The organism is Halomonas sp. SIMBA_159, from assembly GCF_046536035.1.
In the GTDB taxonomy this organism is placed as follows: domain Bacteria; phylum Pseudomonadota; class Gammaproteobacteria; order Pseudomonadales; family Halomonadaceae; genus Vreelandella; species Vreelandella venusta_A.
The window spans coordinates 1-235 of sequence record NZ_JAWJBT010001654.1 but is presented as its reverse complement, the minus strand read 5'-3'; the positions used below and the strand labels follow the sequence as shown (position 1 = coordinate 235).

The window sequence follows — 235 nt, the reverse complement described above, 5'->3', positions numbered from 1 at the left end:
GCGGTATCCCAGCAGCGGCTCCTCTACCTGCTGGATGGTCAGGTAGCCGCTTTGAAACAGCAGACCTCCGGTCCTGATCTGATCCACCTCGAACTGGCTGAGCAGTTCATACTCAGTTTCCAAATGATCTAACGAAGGCGTAAATACCCCACGCTGTTTAAGAAAATCGACCAGGAACGTCGGCGTCGCAGACTCAAACCAGTACGGCGCAAACTCGCGCTTTTGAAACAGTAAC

At 52.8% G+C, this 235-nt stretch carries 1 pseudogene; it reads right to left on the bottom strand.

Annotated elements, in window-relative coordinates:
• Positions 1 to 235: pseudogene (locus R0J87_RS24815) on the bottom strand (hypothetical protein); the annotation flags it as partial.